The organism is Roseibium sediminis (assembly GCF_008711325.1).
In the GTDB taxonomy this organism is placed as follows: Bacteria; Pseudomonadota; Alphaproteobacteria; order Rhizobiales; family Stappiaceae; genus Roseibium; species Roseibium sediminis.
The window spans coordinates 1-22,425 of sequence record NZ_VXDB01000032.1; the positions used below are offsets into that span (position 1 = coordinate 1).

23 protein-coding genes and 1 pseudogene are annotated in these 22,425 nt (G+C 52.3%); 15 read left to right on the forward strand and 9 right to left on the reverse strand.

Annotated features, from left to right (window positions below; genetic code table 11):
* Window positions 1-331 precede the first annotated feature (331 nt).
* The 8 genes from F0155_RS20770 to F0155_RS20805 all read right to left on the reverse strand — a co-directional run bounded on the left by F0155_RS20770 (window position 332) and on the right by F0155_RS20805 (window position 7,837).
* Window positions 332-1,072 carry a hypothetical protein gene (locus F0155_RS20770; RefSeq protein ID WP_150526490.1) on the reverse strand — a complete coding sequence of 247 codons (741 nt, stop codon included), beginning with the start codon at window positions 1,070-1,072 and terminating at the stop codon, window positions 332-334.
* Window positions 1,073-1,151: 79 nt separating this feature from the next.
* A complete protein-coding gene (locus F0155_RS20775; RefSeq protein WP_150526491.1) occupies window positions 1,152-2,759 on the reverse strand; it encodes a DEAD/DEAH box helicase in 1,608 nt (535 codons plus the stop codon).
* Window positions 2,728-3,009 (reverse strand): PDDEXK family nuclease, encoded by a 282-nt coding sequence (locus F0155_RS20780; RefSeq protein ID WP_150526492.1) that lies wholly within the window; start codon window positions 3,007-3,009, stop codon window positions 2,728-2,730. The genes F0155_RS20775 and F0155_RS20780 overlap by 32 nt, the downstream gene beginning before the upstream one ends.
* A gap of 59 nt (window positions 3,010-3,068) precedes the next feature.
* Window positions 3,069-5,000: a hypothetical protein gene (locus F0155_RS20785; protein ID WP_150526493.1), complete on the reverse strand. Its 1,932-nt coding sequence runs from the start codon at window positions 4,998-5,000 to the stop codon at window positions 3,069-3,071.
* Between the two features lie 48 nt (window positions 5,001-5,048).
* Window positions 5,049-5,756 (reverse strand): ssDNA-binding protein, encoded by a 708-nt coding sequence (locus tag F0155_RS20790; protein ID WP_150526494.1) that lies wholly within the window; start codon window positions 5,754-5,756, stop codon window positions 5,049-5,051.
* 22 nt (window positions 5,757-5,778) lie between these two features.
* Complete coding sequence (locus F0155_RS20795; RefSeq protein ID WP_150526495.1) at window positions 5,779-6,981, reverse strand: DUF2800 domain-containing protein; 1,203 nt, start codon at window positions 6,979-6,981, stop codon at window positions 5,779-5,781.
* A gap of 3 nt (window positions 6,982-6,984) precedes the next feature.
* On the reverse strand, window positions 6,985-7,251 hold the full coding sequence (locus tag F0155_RS20800) for a hypothetical protein (protein ID WP_150526496.1): 267 nt from the start codon (window positions 7,249-7,251) through the stop codon (window positions 6,985-6,987).
* Window positions 7,252-7,390: 139 nt separating this feature from the next.
* On the reverse strand, window positions 7,391-7,837 hold the full coding sequence (locus tag F0155_RS20805) for a hypothetical protein (protein WP_150526497.1): 447 nt from the start codon (window positions 7,835-7,837) through the stop codon (window positions 7,391-7,393).
* Window positions 7,838-7,977: 140 nt separating this feature from the next.
* On the opposite strand from F0155_RS20805, the gene F0155_RS20810 reads away from it, so the two are divergent.
* The 3 genes and pseudogenes from F0155_RS20810 (at window position 7,978) to F0155_RS20815 (ending at window position 10,886) form a co-directional block, all read left to right on the forward strand.
* On the forward strand, window positions 7,978-8,313 hold the full coding sequence (locus F0155_RS20810) for a hypothetical protein (protein ID WP_150526498.1): 336 nt from the start codon (window positions 7,978-7,980) through the stop codon (window positions 8,311-8,313).
* 101 nt (window positions 8,314-8,414) lie between these two features.
* Window positions 8,415-8,912 (forward strand): annotated as a pseudogene (locus tag F0155_RS24135) (bifunctional DNA primase/polymerase); the annotation flags it as partial.
* Window positions 8,913-8,918: 6 nt separating this feature from the next.
* Window positions 8,919-10,886, forward strand: a complete 1,968-nt coding sequence (locus tag F0155_RS20815) for a DUF5906 domain-containing protein (protein WP_244303563.1) — start codon at window positions 8,919-8,921, stop codon at window positions 10,884-10,886.
* A 75-nt stretch (window positions 10,887-10,961) separates the two neighbouring features.
* On the opposite strand, the gene F0155_RS20820 is transcribed toward F0155_RS20815, so the two are convergent.
* On the reverse strand, window positions 10,962-11,636 hold the full coding sequence (locus F0155_RS20820) for a hypothetical protein (RefSeq protein WP_150526500.1): 675 nt from the start codon (window positions 11,634-11,636) through the stop codon (window positions 10,962-10,964).
* 1,461 nt (window positions 11,637-13,097) lie between these two features.
* Between F0155_RS20820 and F0155_RS20825 the strand changes: the two genes are divergently transcribed.
* From F0155_RS20825 to F0155_RS20880, 12 genes are all read left to right on the forward strand, one after another.
* Window positions 13,098-13,364 carry a hypothetical protein gene (locus F0155_RS20825; protein WP_150526501.1) on the forward strand — a complete coding sequence of 89 codons (267 nt, stop codon included), beginning with the start codon at window positions 13,098-13,100 and terminating at the stop codon, window positions 13,362-13,364.
* Between the two features lie 142 nt (window positions 13,365-13,506).
* On the forward strand, window positions 13,507-14,214 hold the full coding sequence (locus F0155_RS20830; RefSeq protein ID WP_150526502.1) for a hypothetical protein: 708 nt from the start codon (window positions 13,507-13,509) through the stop codon (window positions 14,212-14,214).
* A 32-nt stretch (window positions 14,215-14,246) separates the two neighbouring features.
* On the forward strand, window positions 14,247-16,214 hold the full coding sequence (locus tag F0155_RS20835) for a methyltransferase (RefSeq protein WP_150526503.1): 1,968 nt from the start codon (window positions 14,247-14,249) through the stop codon (window positions 16,212-16,214).
* Between the two features lie 38 nt (window positions 16,215-16,252).
* Window positions 16,253-16,738: a hypothetical protein gene (locus tag F0155_RS20840; protein ID WP_150526504.1), complete on the forward strand. Its 486-nt coding sequence runs from the start codon at window positions 16,253-16,255 to the stop codon at window positions 16,736-16,738.
* Window positions 16,739-16,773: 35 nt separating this feature from the next.
* Window positions 16,774-17,271 carry a hypothetical protein gene (locus tag F0155_RS20845; RefSeq protein WP_150526505.1) on the forward strand — a complete coding sequence of 166 codons (498 nt, stop codon included), beginning with the start codon at window positions 16,774-16,776 and terminating at the stop codon, window positions 17,269-17,271.
* Window positions 17,272-17,289: 18 nt separating this feature from the next.
* Window positions 17,290-17,580: a hypothetical protein gene (locus F0155_RS20850; protein WP_150526506.1), complete on the forward strand. Its 291-nt coding sequence runs from the start codon at window positions 17,290-17,292 to the stop codon at window positions 17,578-17,580.
* 171 nt (window positions 17,581-17,751) lie between these two features.
* Window positions 17,752-18,483 (forward strand): DNA methyltransferase, encoded by a 732-nt coding sequence (locus F0155_RS20855; RefSeq protein ID WP_150526507.1) that lies wholly within the window; start codon window positions 17,752-17,754, stop codon window positions 18,481-18,483.
* Window positions 18,480-18,968, forward strand: a complete 489-nt coding sequence (locus F0155_RS20860; RefSeq protein WP_150526508.1) for a hypothetical protein — start codon at window positions 18,480-18,482, stop codon at window positions 18,966-18,968. The genes F0155_RS20855 and F0155_RS20860 overlap by 4 nt, the downstream gene beginning before the upstream one ends.
* Before the next feature lie 86 nt (window positions 18,969-19,054).
* Window positions 19,055-19,483 (forward strand): hypothetical protein, encoded by a 429-nt coding sequence (locus tag F0155_RS20865; RefSeq protein WP_150526509.1) that lies wholly within the window; start codon window positions 19,055-19,057, stop codon window positions 19,481-19,483.
* On the forward strand, window positions 19,480-20,328 hold the full coding sequence (locus F0155_RS20870; protein WP_150526510.1) for a hypothetical protein: 849 nt from the start codon (window positions 19,480-19,482) through the stop codon (window positions 20,326-20,328). The genes F0155_RS20865 and F0155_RS20870 overlap by 4 nt, the downstream gene beginning before the upstream one ends.
* Window positions 20,329-20,729: 401 nt before the next feature.
* Window positions 20,730-20,957 (forward strand): hypothetical protein, encoded by a 228-nt coding sequence (locus tag F0155_RS20875; RefSeq protein ID WP_150526511.1) that lies wholly within the window; start codon window positions 20,730-20,732, stop codon window positions 20,955-20,957.
* A 174-nt stretch (window positions 20,958-21,131) separates the two neighbouring features.
* A complete protein-coding gene (locus F0155_RS20880; protein WP_150526512.1) occupies window positions 21,132-22,403 on the forward strand; it encodes a helicase HerA-like domain-containing protein in 1,272 nt (423 codons plus the stop codon).
* The last annotated feature ends 22 nt before the right edge of the window (window positions 22,404-22,425 follow it).

Sequence of the window (22,425 nt, forward strand, 5' to 3'; positions counted from 1 at the left end):
ACCAGATGCACCGCCGTCATTCAAATCCCACAAACACCAGATTCAGTCATAGCTCTGCAAAGTCAAAACCCATCACAAATTATGTGAGTGAGTTTGAGGTCGTGGGAGGTCGGGTACAAAACAAAAGTATTCTAATTTTGATAGTCAAATTTTCAATTCTGCGCGGCCAGTTACAGCACACGCAAACAAACAAAAATTCTCCAAGAAAAAAGTGGTAGCGGGAGAGGGACTCGAAGTATTCTTCTAAATTATTGATAAAAAATGATAAAAAGAATATCCACAGACGGTGATACCGTAGTCGGTACCGTGCTAATTTTTATCTTGATGCGGATTATGCCAAGTCGGACAACGAATTTATCGTCGGCACCGGGTTTCCGTGGATTTCAAATCCTGGGAATTTACGCTCAACCCAGATGTCGATGGTGTCGCCCTTCCTGTCGCCATGCTCGGCGATAAGGGAATGCGGAATTTTCAGAAGTGTGAAGTTGCCCAAGTTCTCCGTAGGGATGACGGCAATGACAGTCATGCGCTCAGCTTCTTCAGGCAACACAAAGTGGAGCTTGTTTCCATCTTGGCTGACGGCGATGACGGTTTTGACAACCAGATGCGCCCGATTGATGATCGCATTGAAATCAACCTTGGAAGATGGGTCTTCGTTGTAGGCGACATGTCCACCGTGCATTTGGATCATCCCGCCAACCAACTCAACGGTAGCATCCGCTATCTTGCTCCGGGTTTTCCGCTCGCTAGGGCTGAGTTCAAGCGTTGTGCCCAAATAGAGCCACGCCTCATCGACTCGCAGAATTTCAGCGATTTCGGCAAGCTTGTCCCTGCGGGGCTTAGTCTCTCCCTTGAACCACTTTGACATGGCTTCAGCTGAAACTTTGGTGCCGAACTGTTCCAGCAGTTTTTCACGGATCCATTTCTGTCTTCCGTGTGCGCTTGGGCAATAGGGATGGTTTTCACATGCCTGCTCCAATCGACGGATAAACTCCTTGTCGACCGGCTTTGATTGTGCAGGCTGATCGGGTTGATCGTCCAATATTAGTTTTCTTGGGCCATCAATGGACATTATCGGTACTCCGTAAATTCAATTCTCACTTGAATATAGGAGTAGTTCTTAATAAGTCAATAATCTGTTGAATTATTGCTTAACGGTTGACTGAATTTAGGCGAACACGCACTGCGTCGACAATCTTGTCTTGGTCAACCCCCTTAGTTCGAAGGAGTGCGTATTGACGTTCGTCTTCGGTTCCTTTTGCCATAAGGACATGAATGAAAACGGATTTATTCGCCTGCCCCGGACGCGCTAGGCGTCGGTTAAATTGGTCCCACAATTCCAGGGACCAAGTTAATCCGTACCAAACTTGAATATATCCACCATATTGCAAGTTTAGACCGTGACCGATCGATGCGGGATGGGCTACGCCCAAGCTGATTTTTCCCTCATTCCACTTTTTTACGAAATTTGGTTCCTCGTCGAAGAAGGTGGCTTTCTTGAACCGCTTCTTTATCCGCTCCTTGTCAAACTGAAAGCTGTAGGCGACCAGTACATTCTGGCCCGCAGCTTCCTCAACAATGTTTTCCAGAGCCCGAAGTTTGAGGTCATGGATTGCAATGGTTTCACGAACTGCCGGGAAAACGTCCGGGTCGCTACGGTAGAGCCCACCATTCGCGAATTGTAGAAGCTTGTTGACAAGGACACCACGATTCACAGCTTCGACATCGTATTCCTCCGAGACAAGGGTTTTTTCGAAGTCCTTATATTCCTTCAGATGCTTGGGCGACATTCGAACATAGATCGGATTGAAGATCTGCGGTGGGAGATCAATGTAATCCTGAGAACGCAGACCAATCATTACGTCCTTCATTCGGCCCATGATCTGTTTTCGCGCATTCGGTTTAGGAGTGATCTTCCGGGAGTATTTGCACTCATCAAACCAAGTATCGAGGTAGGCTGTGCGAGTAGGGCCTAGGCGCTCGCCTCTGTCTAGGATGAATGCTTGTCCCCCCAAATCAATGAGCCCGTTCGGTGCCGGCGTTCCGGAAAGCTCAACAACCCGCTTTATGAGCTTTCGTGCCTGGGCGAGAACGCCAAATTCGGTCAGGTTTGTTTCAACCCGGATCTTCTTTCCGTCTTTGTATTTCACCGATGGGGTCTGCCGCACGAAACCCTTCAGCCGGCTAGACTCGTCGTAAGCCAGAATGTGCCAGCGCCAGCCGACCGCTCCATGAATTGTGGACCACAACCACTGCAGGTTTTCCCTGTTGATCAAGGTGATCTGGGTGTCACGCCCGAGGGCTTCCTCCCTCTGGGCCGGGGTGCCGGCAACAACGCTGTAGGTAAGGTGCTTCAGGTGCTCCCACTGGTCAATTTCGTCCGGCCACGTGTTCTTGACTACTTCGAGCGGACCGACAATCAGGCATCGCCAGTTCGGGTTGTCGGCCAGTAGGCGCGCAACGCCGTCCAGGGTGGCTCCGGTTTTGCCTAGAGACATTTCCGCGGCGCCCAGCAAGTACGGCATCGTGTATATGCTGTCAGACAAATAGCGCTGATATGAGCGCATCATTCCACGGAACCGACGCCCTTCGGGAGTGAGAAAAATGTTCTTTTCGAAGTCGAAGGTGTATCCGCGAGCGGTCAGCAAGTCGAAGAAGGGGGAACCTTCAACCGCATCACCGGTTAGTGGTTCATTCTCTTGCGGGGACTGAACTCGCCGTAAAAGGTCAAGATACGGTGTGCATGTCGATGAGGGCAAAACCGGCTTCCTTGTTGTCGACTACGTGGACATTCATCCCAGCCGCGCGGAGGCGTTTGATCTCGCGTTTCTGTTGCGGGGTGGGGATTTTTCCCAGATCCTTGAACTCAATGATCAGGACTAGTCCGTCCTTGAAAAACCAAGAGTCCGGGCAGCCGACGCGTCCGATATATTGCATGCGTCGGGCCTTCCATCCTTTGGATTTGGCGTAGTCCGTGACAGGGTTCTGAACGTGAGGGATCTCGGCCATATTGCTACCCCAGAAGCCGCATATACTTTGTCATTGTAGTAGGTGCTCACTGAAAATCCCTATAAAGTTGAATTTATGAGGTTGCTGAAGAATGTGAAGGCTGGGCTGGAAGCGGACCGGTCAAAATCAACTTCGTCCAGGATCTTGTTCGCTTCTGCCACATATCGAGGATAGTCGAGGTCCAAGGGCATCTTTTGAGGCAATGTCATCAATGGTCGACACCCATCGGTCTTGGGGACTTTGGGGCGATTGCCGGTAGAAGGGTGAGGTTTGACCTTCACAATTGGATCCCCTTCCGTCGACCAGATGTAGCGGACAACTTTACCCAGAACCTCGTCACGCCAAGTGGCGCCGCCTGTTGCCTTGATGACCGTCACGAACTTCCGAACATCCCGGCATTGCTTGATTGTCGTCTCAACAGGTGTGCCATCGAGGATGTACTGCAGGGCCGCGTCGGAACAGATTGTCATCTGCGGGTTTTTCATCATCTGAGCGCGAAGGTCGTTTTCTTCCGGACGCTCGCTCCAAGGGTTGCCGATCGGCCCCTTTCGCTTGATCTTGCCGTCCGCGCGGATCGCGAAATAGCTGTTCACGGACTGATTGTGGATCGATTTGTATTCCACGAATTCAAGCTTGAAGCCCGTGGTCTTCTCCCACCAGTCGGTGATTTCCTTCAGCCGGCCCCCGGTCAGACGATCACCGTCAATTCCGCCCACCAACGATCTGGGGCAATGGAACAAGACGCCATCAGTGTTTCCGGAAACGACCGGTATACCCGCAGCCTCGGCCTTTTCGATCAGCATCAGCAGGGACAGCTGACCGGTCAGCGTGACTGCGATCAATAGGTGTGGGGCAAACAGCACTGAATAGGGTGAGCCCAGCTTACCATATGCCCCGTTGAGAGCGATCTTCCCGGCCTTGTCCCGAACCTTGTCCTTGGCCTTTTTGGCTGCCAAGCGGTCCTTGATGAGGCCTCCGTACACCTCAAGGAAATCTTTTCCGAGGCTCTTCGGATAGAGCCCCAGTTTCATGATGATCGAAGGATATTGGGACGCGACATCGGCATCGATCAGAACCCGGTCTGCAGTCGAATAGACTGACCGGTTCGCTTCGGTTGAATGCAGGCCCCCAATTCCCATTTTGTAGGTGGAGTCCCCGAACTCGATCTTGAATTTCTGGAACTCAGTCGGGAAGACAACCTTGCTGTTTTTATCAAGTACGAACTCGGTGTCTCGTATGACTGCGAGGATCTTCCGCATCTGGTCCGTTTCGAAATGAACCCAGTCGGGAATATCGTATTTGAACCTGATGCTCTTGGTGTGCTTCGGTCGGATTGGGCGCTGGCCGGTAAGCTGCTGAATACGGCTCTTGATGATTGCTTCGCCCATTTGTGCATCGGACTTGGAGCGGAAATCCATCTTGTACTGTTTGCCCAGGGCCTCTCTAAGCTCCAAGGGTTCCCGTAGAGCCTCGAATAGGTTCTCCGTGGCGTCGAGGTCGCTGATCAGGCAGTAATCAATTACCGCGTCCATTTCCTCGTCCGTCAGTATGGTGTCCGGGGCGTAGGGGAGATCCTGCAGACGCTTTCCGTGAAGTCGTCCGTTCAGTGTCTTCAGGCTCTGCATGACCGCAGGGTTCGGCTCTTCAAGGTCAATATGATCGAGGGCCTTCGGTATTTTGATTTCGAGAGCTTCTTCGGCCTCCCACCATTTCACGTTGTTCTTGATCAGAAGATCGCTGGCGCGCTTCAGTGCTTCGGTGTCCGCCCCAGAAAGTGCCAGGAAGATCATGGGAACGTCGTAGGACATGCCGCGGAACGTGACGATACGATTACGCATCATCATGCGTTTCAGTGCCCGCCGGTCCAGCTCACTTCTATGGCTGAGCTCGAACCCCTTCCGCTTGCCGTCTTCATGTCGTTTGAAGGCAGCATAGAAGAGGCCATGATAGCACTCGATATCGCAAAAAACGGTTGGTTTGCTTGGGGGCATGCATCGCTCATGGGCGGGGCGCCGAAGCGCCCCAAATCTGGAATTCAATCAAATGTCTTCGTCATCATCGTCGTCATCTTGACGCCTGGACGGCTTTTTCGATGAGCGGCGAGGGCGTTCATCCTCATCATCGTCGCCATCATCCTCATCGCCGTCGAAGTCATCTTCGTCATCACCGAGATCTTCGATCTCATCATCGTCAATGCCGCCGCCCGCAAACTGCTCGTCCTTTTTGTAGAACTGCAGGGCGTCCAGGGTTGCAAAGATACCGTTTCCACCCTTGGCCTTGTCTTTGACTGGGTAGAAGTGGAAATAGGCGACGGCCCAGTAACCGGAGACGAAAAGCTCTTCCAGCTCTTCTTCATCAACCTCATCGCCACGGCGGTCGCGGTATTTTGGCTTCTTGTCGTTGGTCAATTTGAGGTAGCGCGTGCCCTCGTAGTGTTCCCGCACATCGCCGTCCTCATTGGTGTAGTTGTCACCGTCAAAGAAGCCCGACCGGTCCTTCAGGGCCTTGAAGAACTTGACCTCATCCTTACCCGGCCAGTTTTCGGAGATGATGTGTCTGATCGCCTGCTGGACTACCTTGATGGACGCTTTGCCGTCAGGGCTATCCTTGTAGAGAAGACCGTTTGTCCGGTACTTCAGTGAGCCACCTTCAACAGATGCGGATTTCCGGAAGCCGTTGAAGTAGGAAAGCCTGACAAGAACTTTTACCCGTCCGGTTTTCGGGTCAAAACTTGGTTTGAATGCCATTATCGTTTTCTCCGTTGTACGGTTAGTCGTGGGAGCATCCCAAGTCCTCGAATTCGATCTCGGACATCAGTGCAGGCCGTTCATCTTCCAGCGGCACTACAATTGGTTTGGGATCGTTTTGGTGAACCAGCCTGCGTGGAAAGACACCTTTGCCTGCCAGTTCATCAATCTTTGCGACGGTAATCAGTTTTTTGTTGATTATGTCGAAGCGTTTAAATCCGTTGTTCAGCAGCCATCGTTCGGATGCTTTTTCGTCCTTGTGGTTACGCCTGCCTGCGCGACCCGCGACCGTTTTCACACCGTTAGACGGGCCGTTTTCGAGCAGGTCCGCAATTTCATCTGCGTGCAGGCGATCCAGCCAGGAGCGGATCATTGAGGCGTGCTGATTGATGTAGCGGCGACGGGCGGTAGTCATGCCCTCACGATCGGGCAGGCGCGGCGGCTCATCAGAATCCAGATCGTCGAAGTCCAAACCCAGAATATCGAGTTTCCAGCTCTCATGCTCAGGACAGGCACCGTCCATTCGGGCGAGGGGGCACCACTGGCAGGCTGCCTCTGAAGGCACACATGGCGCGTCCGGATTTCTGGTCTCTGTGGCGGCTCGCTTGACCTGCTGTCCGAATTTCTTCAGTTCATCAATAGTGGTGACCCATTCGCCGCCCCCGGCGCTATGGCGAGGTTGATCGATGATTATCCGGACGCGGGTCGCCGTACTGTGGTGGCGCCCAATATCCCGCCAGAAACCTAGGGCGTAGAGCTGCAGCTGTTTGTTATCGACAGGCGAAACCGGAACGCCTTGCCCATACTTCAGATCAGAAATGACGATCTCTTCCGGGCCAACTACACCGCTATCGACCGTCCCGCCTTGTTCATCGCCATCGTCATCGTATCCAACCCAGGGGGTCGTGTTGACCCGCACTTCGGAAAACAACCTACCTTCGAACTCGTGGATCCGGTCGATGCCCGGGATGAGATGATCGGCCATGTCCTCATCTACGACAAACATGAACCCATCAGCTTGGATCCGGGTGCCGACAAAATCATAAGGCGAAAAGCCGTAGGCGAGGGAAACCTCGCGGACCCAATGGGCCGCTGTACCTTCCGCAGCGAAGATCGACGTTTCATCTGAATCCGGCGCTAGTTCCTGAATGCGCCTCACACTGCCCGGACAGTTCATCCATCGGGAAGCCGCCGACGGCGAGAGTTGCGAATGCTTACCGCCCATCGCTTACTTTTTCCGGTTAGGGGCAAGGTCGATGCCGACAAGCATGAGTTCCGGCAAGGACAAGCGGGTAATCTGGTCAGACGGTGTTCCGGCAACAATGTATGCGTTGTGGCGGATCTGCTTTTTGGTTGCCTGCGGGCGCGCGCGTTGAACGGTCGTGAATACCGAAAAATGGGGGAAGGACGCTTTGTCGTAGGCCTCACCATCTGGCACAGCCATTCCGGCGTTCGAGGCGCACTCGCGATAAAAGCGTTCGCGAACCTTACTCATTCTGATGCTCCGGGCTTTTTAGAGAACAGGCTTGCACAGTGATTTTTGTCGCAGGGGGTACGGTGCAGAGTTAGATGATGGGGTGCCTGTTCACTGAAAAGCCCGGCCCAATCGCGGGCCGGGAATTCGCACGATTGGCTCAGATATCGTCGTCGCCGTCGTCGTCATCCTCATCCGGATCGGGGGTGATCCGGCCAGCCTTGACCTTCTTGTTGATCCAGGCCTCAAACCGGCCAATATCTTCCTCGCCCTTGATTTCCTTGGCAGTCTTGTAGCCGAGTTTGTCGAGGGCATTCTGAAGGGCTTCGCCGCGTGCATCGTTCTCCGGATCGTCTTCGTTGTCCTTGAACTCGCCGAGCCATGCCGCAGTTTTTTCGATCGCAGCCTTCAGCTCTTTGGGAATGGAGGCTGCCCGACGACCGCGCTTCGGCTTTTCATCGCCTGCGTCATCGTCATCGTCATTTTTCGCGGTCGAGGTTTTCGGCGAAGCGGGTTTTGCCGCTGCAGAGCCGAGCACCTTTTCCAGCAGTTCGTTGTGTTTTTCCAGGAGGTCGCTGTTCCGGTTCAGGGCTTCTTCGAGACTCATAAAATTCTCCAACAAATGGTTAGGGGCCGAACCATGGCCGTGCAAAATGGATAATACACAATAGAGACAATCAATCAATAGAAAGTTGAATATTAAAAATTGCGTGCTATGCTCCGATCAAATTCAAGACGGAGTCCCCAATGTTTCATGACTTGCTCGGCGGCAGTGACCCCAAGAACGGAAAGACAAAGCTTACGCGCCGCACGCCGGTGAGCCGTGGCCCTTTGCATGAGGTATTTACGCGTGGGCTGCCGGACCTGGTGAACGAAGAACATAAAATATGTGACATCAACAAACTGGCGAAAGCTCTCGAAGTCACACCTCAATGTATCTATCGCTGGATGCCGGTCGGTAAACATCCGACAATTCCGCTGCGTCAGGCCGACCGCATTATTGCGCTGTCTGAAAAGCAAACAACCGGCCCCGATGATTTCAAACCCCTGACAAGAGACGACTTCATTAAATTCCTCTGCTGATCCGCTCGTTCGAAATTCAATAAAAAATGGAATCGCGGGGTGGTTTATGTCGTTGATCAAACGATCAGCCGGCGCGTCGACCAAACAGGACCGTTGGCCTCATGCTGAAACATATTGAGCCGCTGCGCCGAATTGGGTTTGCCCTACATTGGCTGCATCCTCATTCAAAGCGCCCGATCGGTGATGACTGGTCGAATAAGCCGGTTCTGTCCCTGGCGCGTCTGCGTAAATCATATAAGCACGGCTATAATGTAGGCGTTCGGCTGGGAAGATGGTCCGAAGTCGGCGGCGGTTATCTACACGTCATAGACTTGGACATCAGACAGAATGGGGTTGTTCAGGAAGCACAGAAAGTGCTGACCGAAATGTTCCCCGGGTGGCGCTCGTTTCCAACGGTTCAATCTGGTTCCCGCGGCGAGAGCCGGCACTTCTATATCATCTGCGACACACCATTTTCTTCGCGGAAGCTGCGTCACAGCGGCTGCAAGTTCATTGATGAAAAGGGCACATCGCACTGGACTTGGGAAATCGAGCTTTTTGGGACCGGCAAACAGGTTGCAATCCCACCTTCAGTTCATCCGGACACAAGGCAGGAATACAGGTGGTTGACCCGGTTTAACGAGGCAGAACTCAGCCTCGGCGTCGGGCCTTTTGTTGATGCAGATCACCTTGCAAAACTGCTGGGCCGGGTTGACGACGATGGTGCCGATCTCAACCCCGGTCGCAATGCCCCCCTCGGGCTTAGTATCGATGAGGTCAAAGAGATTTTGGCCGAGTTGCCGGTGGCGGACTATCGCGAGGATCGCGACGGCTGGCTGACTGTCGGAATGGCACTGCATCACGAGTTCAACGGTGGGGATGAGGCCTACAATCTGTGGTCCGATTTCTCGATGTTGTCGGACAAATACAACAAGAAGGACCAGCGCCGGGTTTGGCGGTCGTTCAAGCGGCGTGACCGGCCAGTTCGGATGGCAACCCTGAAAAACGTTGTCAACGAGATCCGGCTGAGCAATGAAATTGACGATCTCGGCGACGAGGACGAATTCGACGATCTTGACGAATTAGAAGATGGTGAGAGAGCGGCTGCCCCCTATGCCGATCTGTTGGGGGAGACAGTTTCAGACGATGAGTTCGAGCTCCCCAGAAAGCCAATTCCGCATCTCACCAAAAGCCAGCTGAAACAGAAAAAGGAAGACGTTGAAGTCGCCCTCGGCAAGAAGCCGCCTAAGCGGATCGCCAAGCTGAATGAGCGCCATGCCGTTGCCTTTGCCAAAGGGAAGACCGTCGTTCTGACATTCGAAAAGGACGGCTCTGTTTCATATGGCGGGGTGACCGATCTTCACAATTTCTATGAAAACGACCGTGTACCCACCGACAAATCCACGGAACCGGTCACAAAGGCCTGGATGCGCCATCGGCAGCGACGAAGTTATCCGAACGGCGTCGTATTCTCGCCAAACGAAGAAGTTGAGGGTGCCTTCAACCATTGGCAGGGATTTGCGGTCGAGCCGGATCCAAAAGCCTCGTGCCGGAAGCTGTTGACCCACATTCGCTACAACATCTGCAAGAACAACCCCGAGCACTATCGCTATTTCATCGGCTGGCTGGCGCACATGGTCCAAAAGCCCGAGGAAAAGCCGGGTGTGGCCGTTGTTCTGCGCGGTCCTAAGGGCGCGGGTAAGGATACGGTCGGTGACTACATCAAATTTATCGCCGGAACTCACTATGTGAAGATCGTGCAGCCCGAGCACCTGTTTGGCAAGTTCAATGCCCACCAGGAGCGCTGTCTGTTTCTTCACGTGGAAGAAGGTTTCTTCGCCGGTGACAAGCGGGGCGAAAGCACGCTCAAGAGCCTCATCACTTCCGAAGTGTCCCTGATCGAGCACAAGTATGCCAATGCGTTCATGATCCAGAGCGTTCTGCGGCTGTTCATGTCGTCGAACGAGGATTGGGTTGTCCCGGCATCGGCGGACGAACGGCGATATTTCGTGCTGAATGTCTCCGACAAGCGCCGTAGAGACTGGGACTATTTCCGCGCCATTCGCCGGGAAATGAAGGAAGAGAACGGGCCTGCCGCGCTGCTCCATTTCCTTCTGAACGTAGACCTGACCGACTTCAATGTTCGCAACGTTCCGGATACCGAAGGGCTGAAGGATCAGAAGGTCCAGGGGCTGAAGAACTTCGAACAGTGGTGGTACAATCAGCTGTTCAACGGCGAACTTGATTTCGATGCGACTGATCGCTACGGCGACGACAATATTGATTGGTCAAATGACACTCTCTACGCTTCGAAAAAGCACCTGAGAAATGGCTACGAAGCATGGATGAGGACACAGAAATTTGCCGGAAACGTTCAGAGCGCGGAGAAGATCTCGCACACTCTCAGGGCCTTGTGTCCCAGAATCGAACTGGTTCGCCAGATAGTCAATGGTCAGAGGCAATACTGCTATTGCCTGCCGCCATTGGATGTTTGCAGGGAGGATTTTGAAGAGTGGCTGGGTTCACCGGTCTCATGGGAGAACGCTGGTCGGTTGCTGGCGGATGCGGATTCTGAGTCTGATGACTTCGAATAGAGACAGATGCGATACGATGCCAGCAACCTTTGCAGACTAGTTGAGCTCTGTTCTTTGTTCTAAAACCTTCAAAGTTCACTCGGGGTCATTGACGCTCTCAATTGGTGGTGTTGGGAGAGACAGGAGGCCCTTTTGGCTTAGTTCGGAGATCTTCCGAGTTTCTTTGGCGAGTGCTACCATAAATTTCAGACCTGCAATCGGGTTATTGAGCATATTTAAGATTTTTTCGCAGTCTTCCGAATTGTATCCCAGCGCATCGCCCAATTCGAACATCAGTTCCCGTGCGGTATCAATATCCTGAACTGCTTCGCTATTAAGCTCAAAATTCTTTTGTGCTTTCTGCAAATGCCGCCGTCTACTAAAAAACTCTTCAATTTTTTGATAAGTATCGACAAGCTTCGATCCGACATCTAACCAAGCGTTTGCAACTTTTGCCAGCAACAAAAGGACGCCGAGGATCCCAGCAATGTCCATAAATCCGGGAGACGCGTATTTGATCGTACGGATCTTCAACGCATCAGCAGACGGAATCGAGTCATATAGCCGACTTTCAAGTTTCCAAAGAGGCATGTTACCCTGCCAAAAATGATCCGCCAAAAGGCGTTCCAAGTGCTCATTTTCCGGGTTGCCAGCATTCTGCACCGAATAAAAGTACGCATAGGTGTCTTTTAGCGCGTCGGCTAAATCGAGCATATCTTCGATGTCCCAACGTCCGTCCATATGTATTGAAAGAATGCCCTTTTTGGTCATTAACTACTTCCCGATTTAGAAAATGCGCAGATTATCGCCTGACAGTGCATTGTTTCCAGATGCATTTCAAAAACTAACCGAATGTTTGAATTCTGTTTTGCCTAGGTTCTGCCTGAGTTTTGGGGCATTTCTCGCTAAACCCAGACACGTATAACATACTGAAATAAATAAGGAAAAAACGTTGCTGCCCGGGTTGGCTGGGTTGGCTGGGGTGTTTCGTCCAAAAACTTTTATATGATGTGGATATGCAGGTTCGCGCTGCCACGTTCGGCGGCGACAATTCTTTTTGTCTCACAAACTTTATAGAAATAACCCAGCCAACCCAGCCAACCCGGGCAGAGGCTTGAAAAGAATAGTAATATCAATATACTAACCCTGTCTGGGTTTGCTCATTTTCTGCCTGGGTTGGCTGGGTTTGACGATATTCAAACTTGTTTTGATTTAATACCCGACATGAATTCCAAAAAAATTTGAAGTTGTTTGCGTACCGGGCTCTCTGCGCGCCCCCCGACAGACCCCCCGACCAGGAAGGACCCAGAGCCATCATGAGACGTGCTGACGCGGCAATGAGACAATGTAGGACGCCTAGACATACCTCAAAGCGCGCTAACGGTGAGACGCAGCGACATAGCTAGAGACGGCAAATCGGCCCAATTTCAAGCGTCCGTTGATAGGTAAAGTGAGACTTCCTGACCCATCAAGAGACCTCACAAGACATTAATTCAAGAGATAATTGATAAATTCAAAAGTGCGCTACGGTCCGGCTTTTCGCGTGTTTCCGGCTATCTCCAGTTTTGAGACGGTTATAGAAAGCCTAAACTATAGAGAAGCAGTGAGACACGATTTGAGATAAATTAGCCGTCTAATCAATGTGCAAAATGGAAGGGCGTCAAAACCGCGTCAACCTATAGTCACTATAGCTTTTTGGTTCGCCTTTAAATCCGTGGCCGCAAACACCTAAAGCTAAGAGACGCCCTGATACGGCAAGAGCCGCACAGAAACAACTAGACCCGACGCGCTAGGTACTGAGAAGGCCTGACATATAATCAAGCGCTAATTGACTAACCCCATAACTCAACAAACGCTTGACAAATGTGTATAATCTACATAAAGTTGAATAAATAGGTCGGGCGCGTAAGCGCACTGGCAGGCAACCCAAAACACCAGAATAAAGCACTCAAAAAAGCACCTTATAATTCAATAAGTAATTGACAAATAAGCCCCATCGTGCCATTATAACAATGCAACGGAGATAAGACGTTGCCTGGGTTGGTCCCCAGCATATACCAAGGCGCTCAAGCTGCGCTAACGTCATGTTGTGCAGCTTTCTTTATGGTTGGGCGTTCAGGAGAGCCGCAAGGCTCGCCGCTCCTTGGTGCGGTAGGACCAATCCTGTCTAGCCCAACCACCAAAGTTGGTCCTTTGGGGTTGGGGTAATGCCTAAACCAAGGACTTTGCCCAATGAGCACCCTTTCCATTCGTTGCCTGAGCTTTGTAGAAACCCGTGACGGTGTAACCGATTTTTGGGTAAAGCCATCCCGCCCCCTGTCATGGTCGGAAGCTAACAATCTCGGCAAAGAGCGCGCCGATGAGCTGATCACCTATTGCCGTTTGGCAAAGGATCCTTGCGCCTTTTCAAGCGTCGTGCAGTCAATGGCGGGTAATCCCGAGCCGGACGGCGTGGCGGTCGGGTTCCTTATGGCGATTGGTCAACGTCTGGCCGCCTAAGAACCCGCTTCACCTGGCAACCGGAAAGCGGTCTAAACCCTCTCGACATTAGCGGGCAATCCCTCTTTTCGTTTGACCAAAATCTGATAAATCAATATTATATTGAATAAAAACTCGTAAGTTGAAATTAGGAGTCGGTCCGATGCATACAGTACCAGAATTTACCAATGTTGCGGAATTGGCGCGCGGTTTCATTGCTGAAACAATCGAGCTTTTGGCAAGTGACGAAATGACGTTTCAATATGGGGCGGAACCGGAAGCAATCGAGAATGACCATGTTCCGGGATTTATCCCGTTCACGTCGGGCGGGTTTTTGGCTTGCCTCGCCAACCAGATCAGGAACGACGAGTCCAAGGATCCGCAACCTATTCAGGCAATCATTGCCGCGAATATCAAGGACGCTGCAAAGGCCTTTTGCGAGGAACACGGAGTCGAGCTTCCAGCCGAAAAAGAAAGCCTTCAATCGTGGGACTATTACAACGCGGTTTATGAAGCAGTCGAAACGGACTCCGAACTTGTGGAAGCGCTGCAAACCACTTGTGACGATTGGTTTTCTGAAGACTGCTATTTTTGGAAGGTCAGGGCGCTTTTCCTTATGCCGAACGATAGCGGCAATGAGACCGGCGAACCGGAAATCTATTTCGACGCCTATTTAAACACCGATCTGAACTATGGGCGCGACTCCGTCGATTGGCTGAAGGTCTACGGCAGTAATCCGGACCAGACGCGCGGCAACTGGAAAAAGACTATCACCGTCCGTCAACTTGAACGCCTTGCAAAAAGAGTAGGGGCGGAACGCCTAGCGGACGCGTTGGCAAAGAAGGCCTTTGAGTCTCTTTCGTCAATCTAAATTCAACAAAATATTGAACGAGGAATCTAATCATGACTACGGCAACGGTTGGAATGCAGGCAACTTATAACGGGAGTCTTTGCGTGATTGTGGGAGTCCGCAATGCTTCAGCTAATACGGCATGGATTGGCGGGGGCGGATTGCAGCAAGTCCGCCATCACCTGGAAATCGTCAAGGGAAATGATCTGTTTGAACTGTCCGAGCGTCACCCGTGGTTGACCTTGCGCCCTGATCTGCCGGAAGTGTTGAACACAAGCGAATTGCGCGCCTCGGCACTTATGAAGCGTGACGAAGTGCAAGCGGCTTATCGGGAAAAGTTGGCAAAGGGTCAACGCGAAAGAGAGGAATTCGAAGAACGCGCGCGCGCCATCGTTCCGGCATGGGCAAAGGCCGCAATCATTGCCGAGTCTCAAGTCGACGATTGCGACAGCATGACCGACTATTTCAACGTTAAGACCGAACGAACCGTTATTCTGGGGTTTTCCAAACACACCCGCGACCTGTTCCCGGAAATGCGCAAGTTTGCCGCCAACATGGAAGAAACCGCGCATCTGGCAACACCGACGAAGGGCGACGAACACCGCGAAAAATACTCGATGGGCGCCGGGTATTATCTCAAGGCGTGTTCCGGGTATGCGACGGGTTGGGCAATCCGCAAAGTTCGCATTGACGGCACCAAAGGTTTGCCGAGTGGTGAATTCCGACTCTCGGAACCTGCAGCAACGCGGAAACCTACGGCGCAACCGGTCAGCGTGGACTCCCAGTCCGAAGGCATGCCGGCAATGACGATTGAAAAGCACATCCACACCAAAAAGGGTTTTGAAATGTGGATTTGTGTTTTGTCCGATCGCGTCGACAGGGCGGAATTTGAGCGACTGCTAAACCGTGCAAAGGATCTCGGTGGCTGGTACACGCGCCAATGGGGAACGACTCCGGGCGGGTATGCGTTCAAGTCCGAAGATGCCGCAAACAAATTTGCCGGATCGGGCACGCCGTCACCGGACGGACCGCGCGGCACGGATTCCGATGATGTCGGTAAAACCGACGCGCCGTCGACCCAATCGCCACACCTTGCGGCACGGTTCCGGGAATTGGCGGACGGCATGCAGGCGGCTATTGACCACAAGCTTTCTGATCGCCGGGAAAACACACCAAAGCAGCAACGGGAAGCGGCAAGCGCGCGCCTTGATGGTTGGCACCTGGAACGAACACAGAAGGCCCTGAGAGTGCTTGCGGGCCTTCATGAGGCCGGAGTCTGCCCTGATGAATTGGCAGGGCTCAAAACCAAGGCCGCTATTCATGAGCTGACACGGGCGCAAATGGACCGTTCCGGGGGGTACTATGACGCGGGGCGGGAAACCGGCGAACCATACCACGACACGCCACAGGGCCGCGCAATTTGGGCCATGTTGTCCGACAATCCGGCAAAGCGTGCCGCCGAGGAATTGCGGCAGGAAATCGCGGGTCTGAAGTTCAAGAAGATTCCCGGATATTTCCCGACACCGGCACCAATCGTTTCCGGAATGATCGCGGCGGCAGGGATCGGGCCGGACTTCACCGGACGCATTCTTGAACCTTCAGCGGGAAGCGGGGCAATAGCGGACGCCGTGACCGATCACGCCACGTTTGCGGACCTCACCTTGTACGAAGTGAATCCGACGCTCTCAAAGATCCTTGAGCGCAAGGGCTACAGGGTGACCGGTTCAAACTTCCTTGAGGCGTTGACCGGGCCGCAATTCGACCGTGTGTTGATGAATCCGCCATTTGAAAAGGGTCAGGACATGTATCATGTGCGCCACGCGTTCGACATGCTGAAGAAGGGCGGGCGCCTGGTCGCGATCATGTCGCCGGGGTTCACGTTCCGCAATGACAGCGCAGCGCGCACGTTCCGCGATTGGTTCGAAGACCGGGGCGGCGAAATGATCAAGATTGACAGCGGCGCATTCAGGGAATCCGGAACCGACGTTTCGACCGTCATGGTCATTCTTGACCGCGATTAATAGCATTTACAAATTCAATAAAAAGGGGAATTATGACCATGAGCACCTTGACCGACACCAGCAAAACGGCCAGCCGTTACGCGCCTTATGCCGATGAACTGTATTTCAACCTGAAACAGGTTTTGCCGTGGGTTGCCAAGATGATTGCAGATGGCGGGCATTTGGACAGTGTGATGCCGAGGGGAGCTGAAAAGGCGCTTGCAAATGCCGCTCTGGTAATCGCCCGCGCAGAGGGCAGGGCGAACCCGGAAGCCACGGCAAACGAGCACGAACACACGAACCGGGCCGGGTTGGATTTTGGCTTCTTCGTCATCTCGGGGCGGGCATACGGCAAAGACGAAGCAACCACGCAAATCATTGGCCCTACTTCAGTAACCGAGGCCTATCTGCAGTTTACTGAAAGCGTAGCACCCACGGGCGGGGAATTGAGCGAGGCGCGGCAGGCGGAAGGGGATCCGGGCTTCTCCGGAGTCTTCATTGATGCCGTCATTCACAGCGCAACCAAACCAGTCTCAGTGATGTAACTGAAAATTCAACCAAAGGGTGAGGGGTCAACAAGATGAAGGAATTCAAAAAAGTTCACAGCTGCGGGCATCTTTACGGATCTGGCGGAAAGGGTGAGCGCATGCTTGACCTGGCACCCTTCATGCAAGGGTCGGAACAGATCATAAAAACCATTGATTTGCCCGGTTTCATTGATCAGTCGCGCCGGGATTTTAAAGTCACGTATGAATCCCATCATTTTTACGTGCATTTCGTGGGGCGAGGCGATCACGCCGTCGGGCTACTGGTGGTAGTTCACCATGGCGCGGGCTGGGAAGTGTGGCGGGGCGATCGGATGTTAGCCGATGCAATCGCCGCCTACGGTAACGACCATCAAGGCCTATTCAAATTGTGCTGGTTCATGATCGAGGCGACACGCTCGGCAGCGCAACGGGCGGCAGTGGAGGAATCCACGCGCTACAAGACAGCCTTTGTCCACGGGGCGCTGAAGAAGCGCAAGCAACGTGGAACCGATCATTACAAAGTCTGGATTGATGAATCCAAGGTCGCATGATTTCCAGGGAGTGAGAGTATGCCTGTTTTTTATGTGAAAGCTGATCCGACACAGGGTGTTGACGGCAGTGATTATAGCCTTTTGGTAGATGCCGGAACGGCTGAAGATGCCATTTTCGGATTTGTCCGTTACGCTGAATCTGAAGATGGTTTCGGGCTCGATCCCGAAGACTACGAAATTCAGAATGTTTTCGCCGTGCCACCCTCAACGATACGCACCGGCGATAAGGCCACAGAGCCGCGCCCGTTGCCTTGGTACGATGAACAAGGCGCCGCATGTGTGCGGGGGGCAGGTAGACCCTCAATATAGGAGGAAAATTATGTCGAATCAAGCCAAGCTGTCAGTCGCTTCATTAGCCGCGTCTCTCCTGATCTTGTGGCTGATGGCGATCAATTTCGGGTGGCTCTCGTGATGAGTGGAGGTTTACGCCCTGTTGACTTGATTGTAGGAAACATATTGCAAAGGGGAGATTCGGACATCATGCTGCAAGAAACTGGAAGATATATTACGGACGAAGGCTCATCCGCTGGCAAGCGACGTGTAAAGAACGGCAAGGCCACAACGGATTTGGTGCTCAGCGCATCAACTGAAGGCAATCAGGTCATCTTCCCGCAGATTCTTGACCTGTATGTTAAGCGCGGAAGCGTGATTGCGGATGTAACTTATGGGAAAGGCGTGTTCTGGCGTAATGTTTCGCCAGATGCGTACACTCTGAAAGCGACAGACCTTCAGACTGGAATTGATTGTCGAGATCTTCCGTATGATGATGGCACGATAGATTGTGTGGTTCTTGATCCTCCGTACATGCACTCCCCGGGAGGTTCTGCTTATGGCGATGAATCCCCCTTTGAAAGCCATTACCGAAACAACGCAACTGGAAACCTAACCTCCAACAAATATCATGAGGCGGTGCTGGAACTTTATGTTGATGGGGGACGGGAGGCACTAAGAGTATTGCGTGATCGCGGCGTATTAATCGTCAAATGCCAAGACGAAGTATGTTCAAATCGACAGCGCCTTACGCATGTCGAAATCATTCAAGAATACGAAAAGATGGGCTTGGTTTGCGAGGATCTGTTTGTGGTTGTTCGGAATAACCGACCGGGTGTAAGTAGATCGGTGCGTCAAGTGCACGCGCGCAAAAATCATTCGTATTTTCTGGTTTTCTGGAAGCAGGGATCAAGTCGGGCTCGCTGGACTTCACCGAAATGACGCCGATTGAATTGTTAATGGATGTCATAAAGCAACATGCACCTGAAGACATATGGCAAGGCTCAGCGTTGGCCGGATACAGGCTTCTCGGAAACACGAACAGAGGGGAAATTGGGGAAGAGTTCATCCGCCAATACCTTCGACGAAATGACATTGAAGCCAGTCACGGAATACGTACCTCGCCGACGGATATGAATGTATTTGGGAAGGGCTTTGAGATAAAAACAGCCTCCCTTGGCGCCAATGGTACATTCCAATTCAACCACATCAGGTTGGATCGCCAATATGACTATCTTCTTTGTCTCGGCATTTGTCCTGACAGGATCGTCTTCAATATGTGGCGCAAAGGTGAGGTTGCGGAAGGTCAGGCGGGTAAGCTTGTGCGAATGGCAGAAGGTCAATCGATCACGTTCAAGCTTACCAAGAAGGTAGACACTATGGTGGACATAGAGGGCTTGCCAGCGAGCATCAGTGCGATAAAGTAATGATGTAATCAGTAATTGCGCCCATGGGTTTTTTTGTATAGTTTTCGCTTTGCTTTTCTCATAGATTTCTATCGTTTGTTGTTGAAATGAAAAACAAAAAGCCAATTCTAAGGGCGCTTGTCGCGTTATTCGCGCTGGTTATTTTGGCCCTTATTTACCTGATTACGGCATTTGCATTCTTTGAGCCGCAGGACGTTACGGCAGATAGCTGGTCATACAAGTTGGGTATCCCGGAATTGCTGAAGGAGATCCCGGTTTATGCAGAATGTGAACCGGCGAGATATTCGCACAATGCCCGCGACGGCGAACGGGTCGGCGCTGGAATGCTTGAATATCAATCAAGTCAGTCACTCGAAGTACTGACCGAAAAGTACCAACAATATTTTTTAGACAAATCGTGTCCTGTGGGAGAGCTGCAGGAGTTCAGGTGCTCCGGGAATGGTTATTCAGTGTTAATCACCCGAGAGGAAGTGTGTACGTTAGTGGATATATTGGTTTTGGGAGATTTTAATTGAGTTCCTTCAAAGATATCAAAACTGGATATAAGAGGCTCAATAACAACGATATTAGTTATGGGCTTATCTATACATGTAACTGCGGTTGGTTGGATCTTGGGCACCTGTCGCCGGAAAATGACAATAAAATAATTGGCGCCCAAAATCTTTGGAGTCAGCTCAAAGGTGGTGGACCTGATGCCCAGGTTGCCTGGGGGTATCATTACCCGCCCGATTTTCGTCAATACAGCTATTCTGACCGGGTATTGAAAGACATGCGCCGGGATGGAAAGGCGCGTTTTGCAGATGGGGCCACAGGGTATCGCGTCACTCTAAGGCAAGAAATGATCCTCCCGAAACGAGTTGGGAGACTCGGCGAAACTCAGTCATATTTGATAAGACGCAATCTGCCTGAAACAGAGCTCAAGTCGGTAGCCCTATCGATTTTCATTCAAGTGAGTCTTGGTTTTGAGAGACTTCAGCAGTCTCTGGAATTCGGCGGGATTGCTAATTTTTTCACGGAGATGTTCCTGAATAAGCCCTATGACAGCGGGTTCTCCCGTGAAGACCTCGTTTCCAACCTGATCGGATTCTATATCGGGGTGGGGGAAATCACGAAAGCAGACGCTATTGCCGCATGTCATCCGGTCTCTGAAGAAAGCGCAACCAAGGTGTGGGAGCGTGAGGGGGCAGTAGGACAACGGAAGAATACGTCCTTCGTGCCGGACTATGCATCCGATACATACGTTGTCGATGACGTGTCCTGTAAGGATGAGTGCTTGGGGCAGCCGCGCCAGCTACCCAGCGTATTCAAGCAAATCCGCCCACAGCAACCGGGACGCAACTACCTCCCTTTGCGCAGCTGAGCGGGCCTAGTTGAATAATTCAACAAAAACTTGAAAAATAGATTGACATAACGGGCGAGCCGAGTATTATAAAATCAATAATAAGTTGAATACGAGGTGTCGAGATGACAAGAGAAGATGCCCGCGAAATCGCGCAGGAATACAATATCCCGTTGGATCAGGACTACCACACTTTGAGCGCCGAGCAGGTTGAACGAGTGTTGGCTGCGGCTGATATGCGGAAGTACCGCAAGCCTAGAGGGGCCTTCGGATCACGGGCCCGGTACTTCCACTCTCTTTTGTGTCGGGCTGCCGTTAGGGCAGAAAACCAATAACCGCATTCTAAAATTCAATAAAAAGCGGAATGAAATGTCAGGCAATATCAATCGCCCGCCTGAATTTTAGATAAAGGAGCAGGGAATATGCCAAGAACAGCACCTGAAATTATTGGCTTCCATCTCGGTATGGATTGGCTCGACGTTAAGGACGGTGTTTATCAGCCGTCGAGATACAAGACACCTCGCGTCTATGTTTGTGGCGATGATTATTTCTGCTGCCCGACCGCAAAGCAGAAGTTGCCAAGCGGCTTCAACTGGAAGCTCCGTGGCACCGAATATGGTCGTGAAATTTACATTTCAGCGGCAGAGTAAAAGGACTCCCACCTGTGACCGATCTCGTTGAGAGTTACAGCCGATCAGGATTGCCGAGAAATGGCCAGGGACCTCTGCTTTGATGGAAGAGAACGAACGACTCAAACTAGAGTTGGCCTCAATTACAAGCTGAATTCACTTCACTATTGATTTTCGAAAAGTCGGATATTTCATATGAACACTGTCAGAATTGGCCCAATTGCAAATCTCCCTCTACGTTATGCAAACCGGCATGGCCTCATTACCGGGCCGACTGGTTGCGGCAAAAGCGTTTCCCTTATGACCATGGCCGAGCAATTCAGCCGCGCCGGGGTGCCGGTTTTCCTCGCCGACGTGAAAGGGGACATCTCGGCGATCAGTCGGACAACTCCTGCCCGTCTGCTGGATCTCTTTGGGGAACGTGGAGAGCAGGTTTCAGCCAGTATCGGGGCATTTGGACCGGACACCATGGCGAGGGCGCTGGAACTGAGCGAAGTTCAGGCGGGGGCGCTGGAAGTGCTTTTTACCTATGCCGGCGCAACGAACCAGCGTCTGGGGAGCGTGGGGGATTTGCGCAATGTCATTGCAAGAGCCCTGGACGAACGTCAGGAGATCTCGGCGCAAATTGGACAGATCGGTCAAGCATCCCTCGGGGTGATCCAGCGGGCCATTCTCGGGCTCGAACGGCAAGGGGGCGCGCACTTCTTTTCCTCCAAGGAATTCGACGTTTCGCGATTGCTGGATTGTGATCCGTCAGGACACGGGGTTGTTTCCATCCTTGCTGCCGATCGGCTGATGGGCTGCCCGCGTGTCTATGCTGCGTTCCTCCTGTGGATGCTGACCGACCTGTATGAGCGCCTGCCGGAAGTTGGTGACCAGGAAAAGCCCAGACTCGCGTTTTTCTTCGATGAGGCACACTTGCTCTTTTCCGACATGCCCAAGGCGCTTTTGCGGAAAGTTGAGCAGACAGTGCGTCTGATCCGTTCCAAGGGGGTAGGAGTGTATTTTGTCACTCAACGCCCTGAGGACGTTCCGCAGGCGATCCGTGAACAGCTTGCGACCCGGATCGAGCATGACCGCTGGCTAGCAGTCGGGACAGCGCGAGTTACCCATCTCGACGGAAGCGGGAGACCGGTCAGCAAGGGTATAGTTCGCATCGACCTGCCGTCCTGCCAGCTGGGCGCCCTGGCTAAAGATGAACTGAATGCGATGACCGCCAATCCGCCAGCTGCAAAAGTCGAGCGCGTTGGTGGCCCGGGCGAACTCGTTGTTGGCGGTTTTGTTGTCGGGCTGCTGTTTTGCATAGTGATCGCAGCACTGTCGGTCTTCCTCAAAGGCCCAGAGGAATTGTTCATGGGCGCAATCGTCGGCGCGGGGCTTTGCTCGGTAGCGGCCACGGTCATCACGTGGAGAATGTATCCCAAGGTGAGCCCAACCGGGCCAGATGCAGATCAATTCAGGTCATGATTTCAGGGGTTAAGTCAAAAAC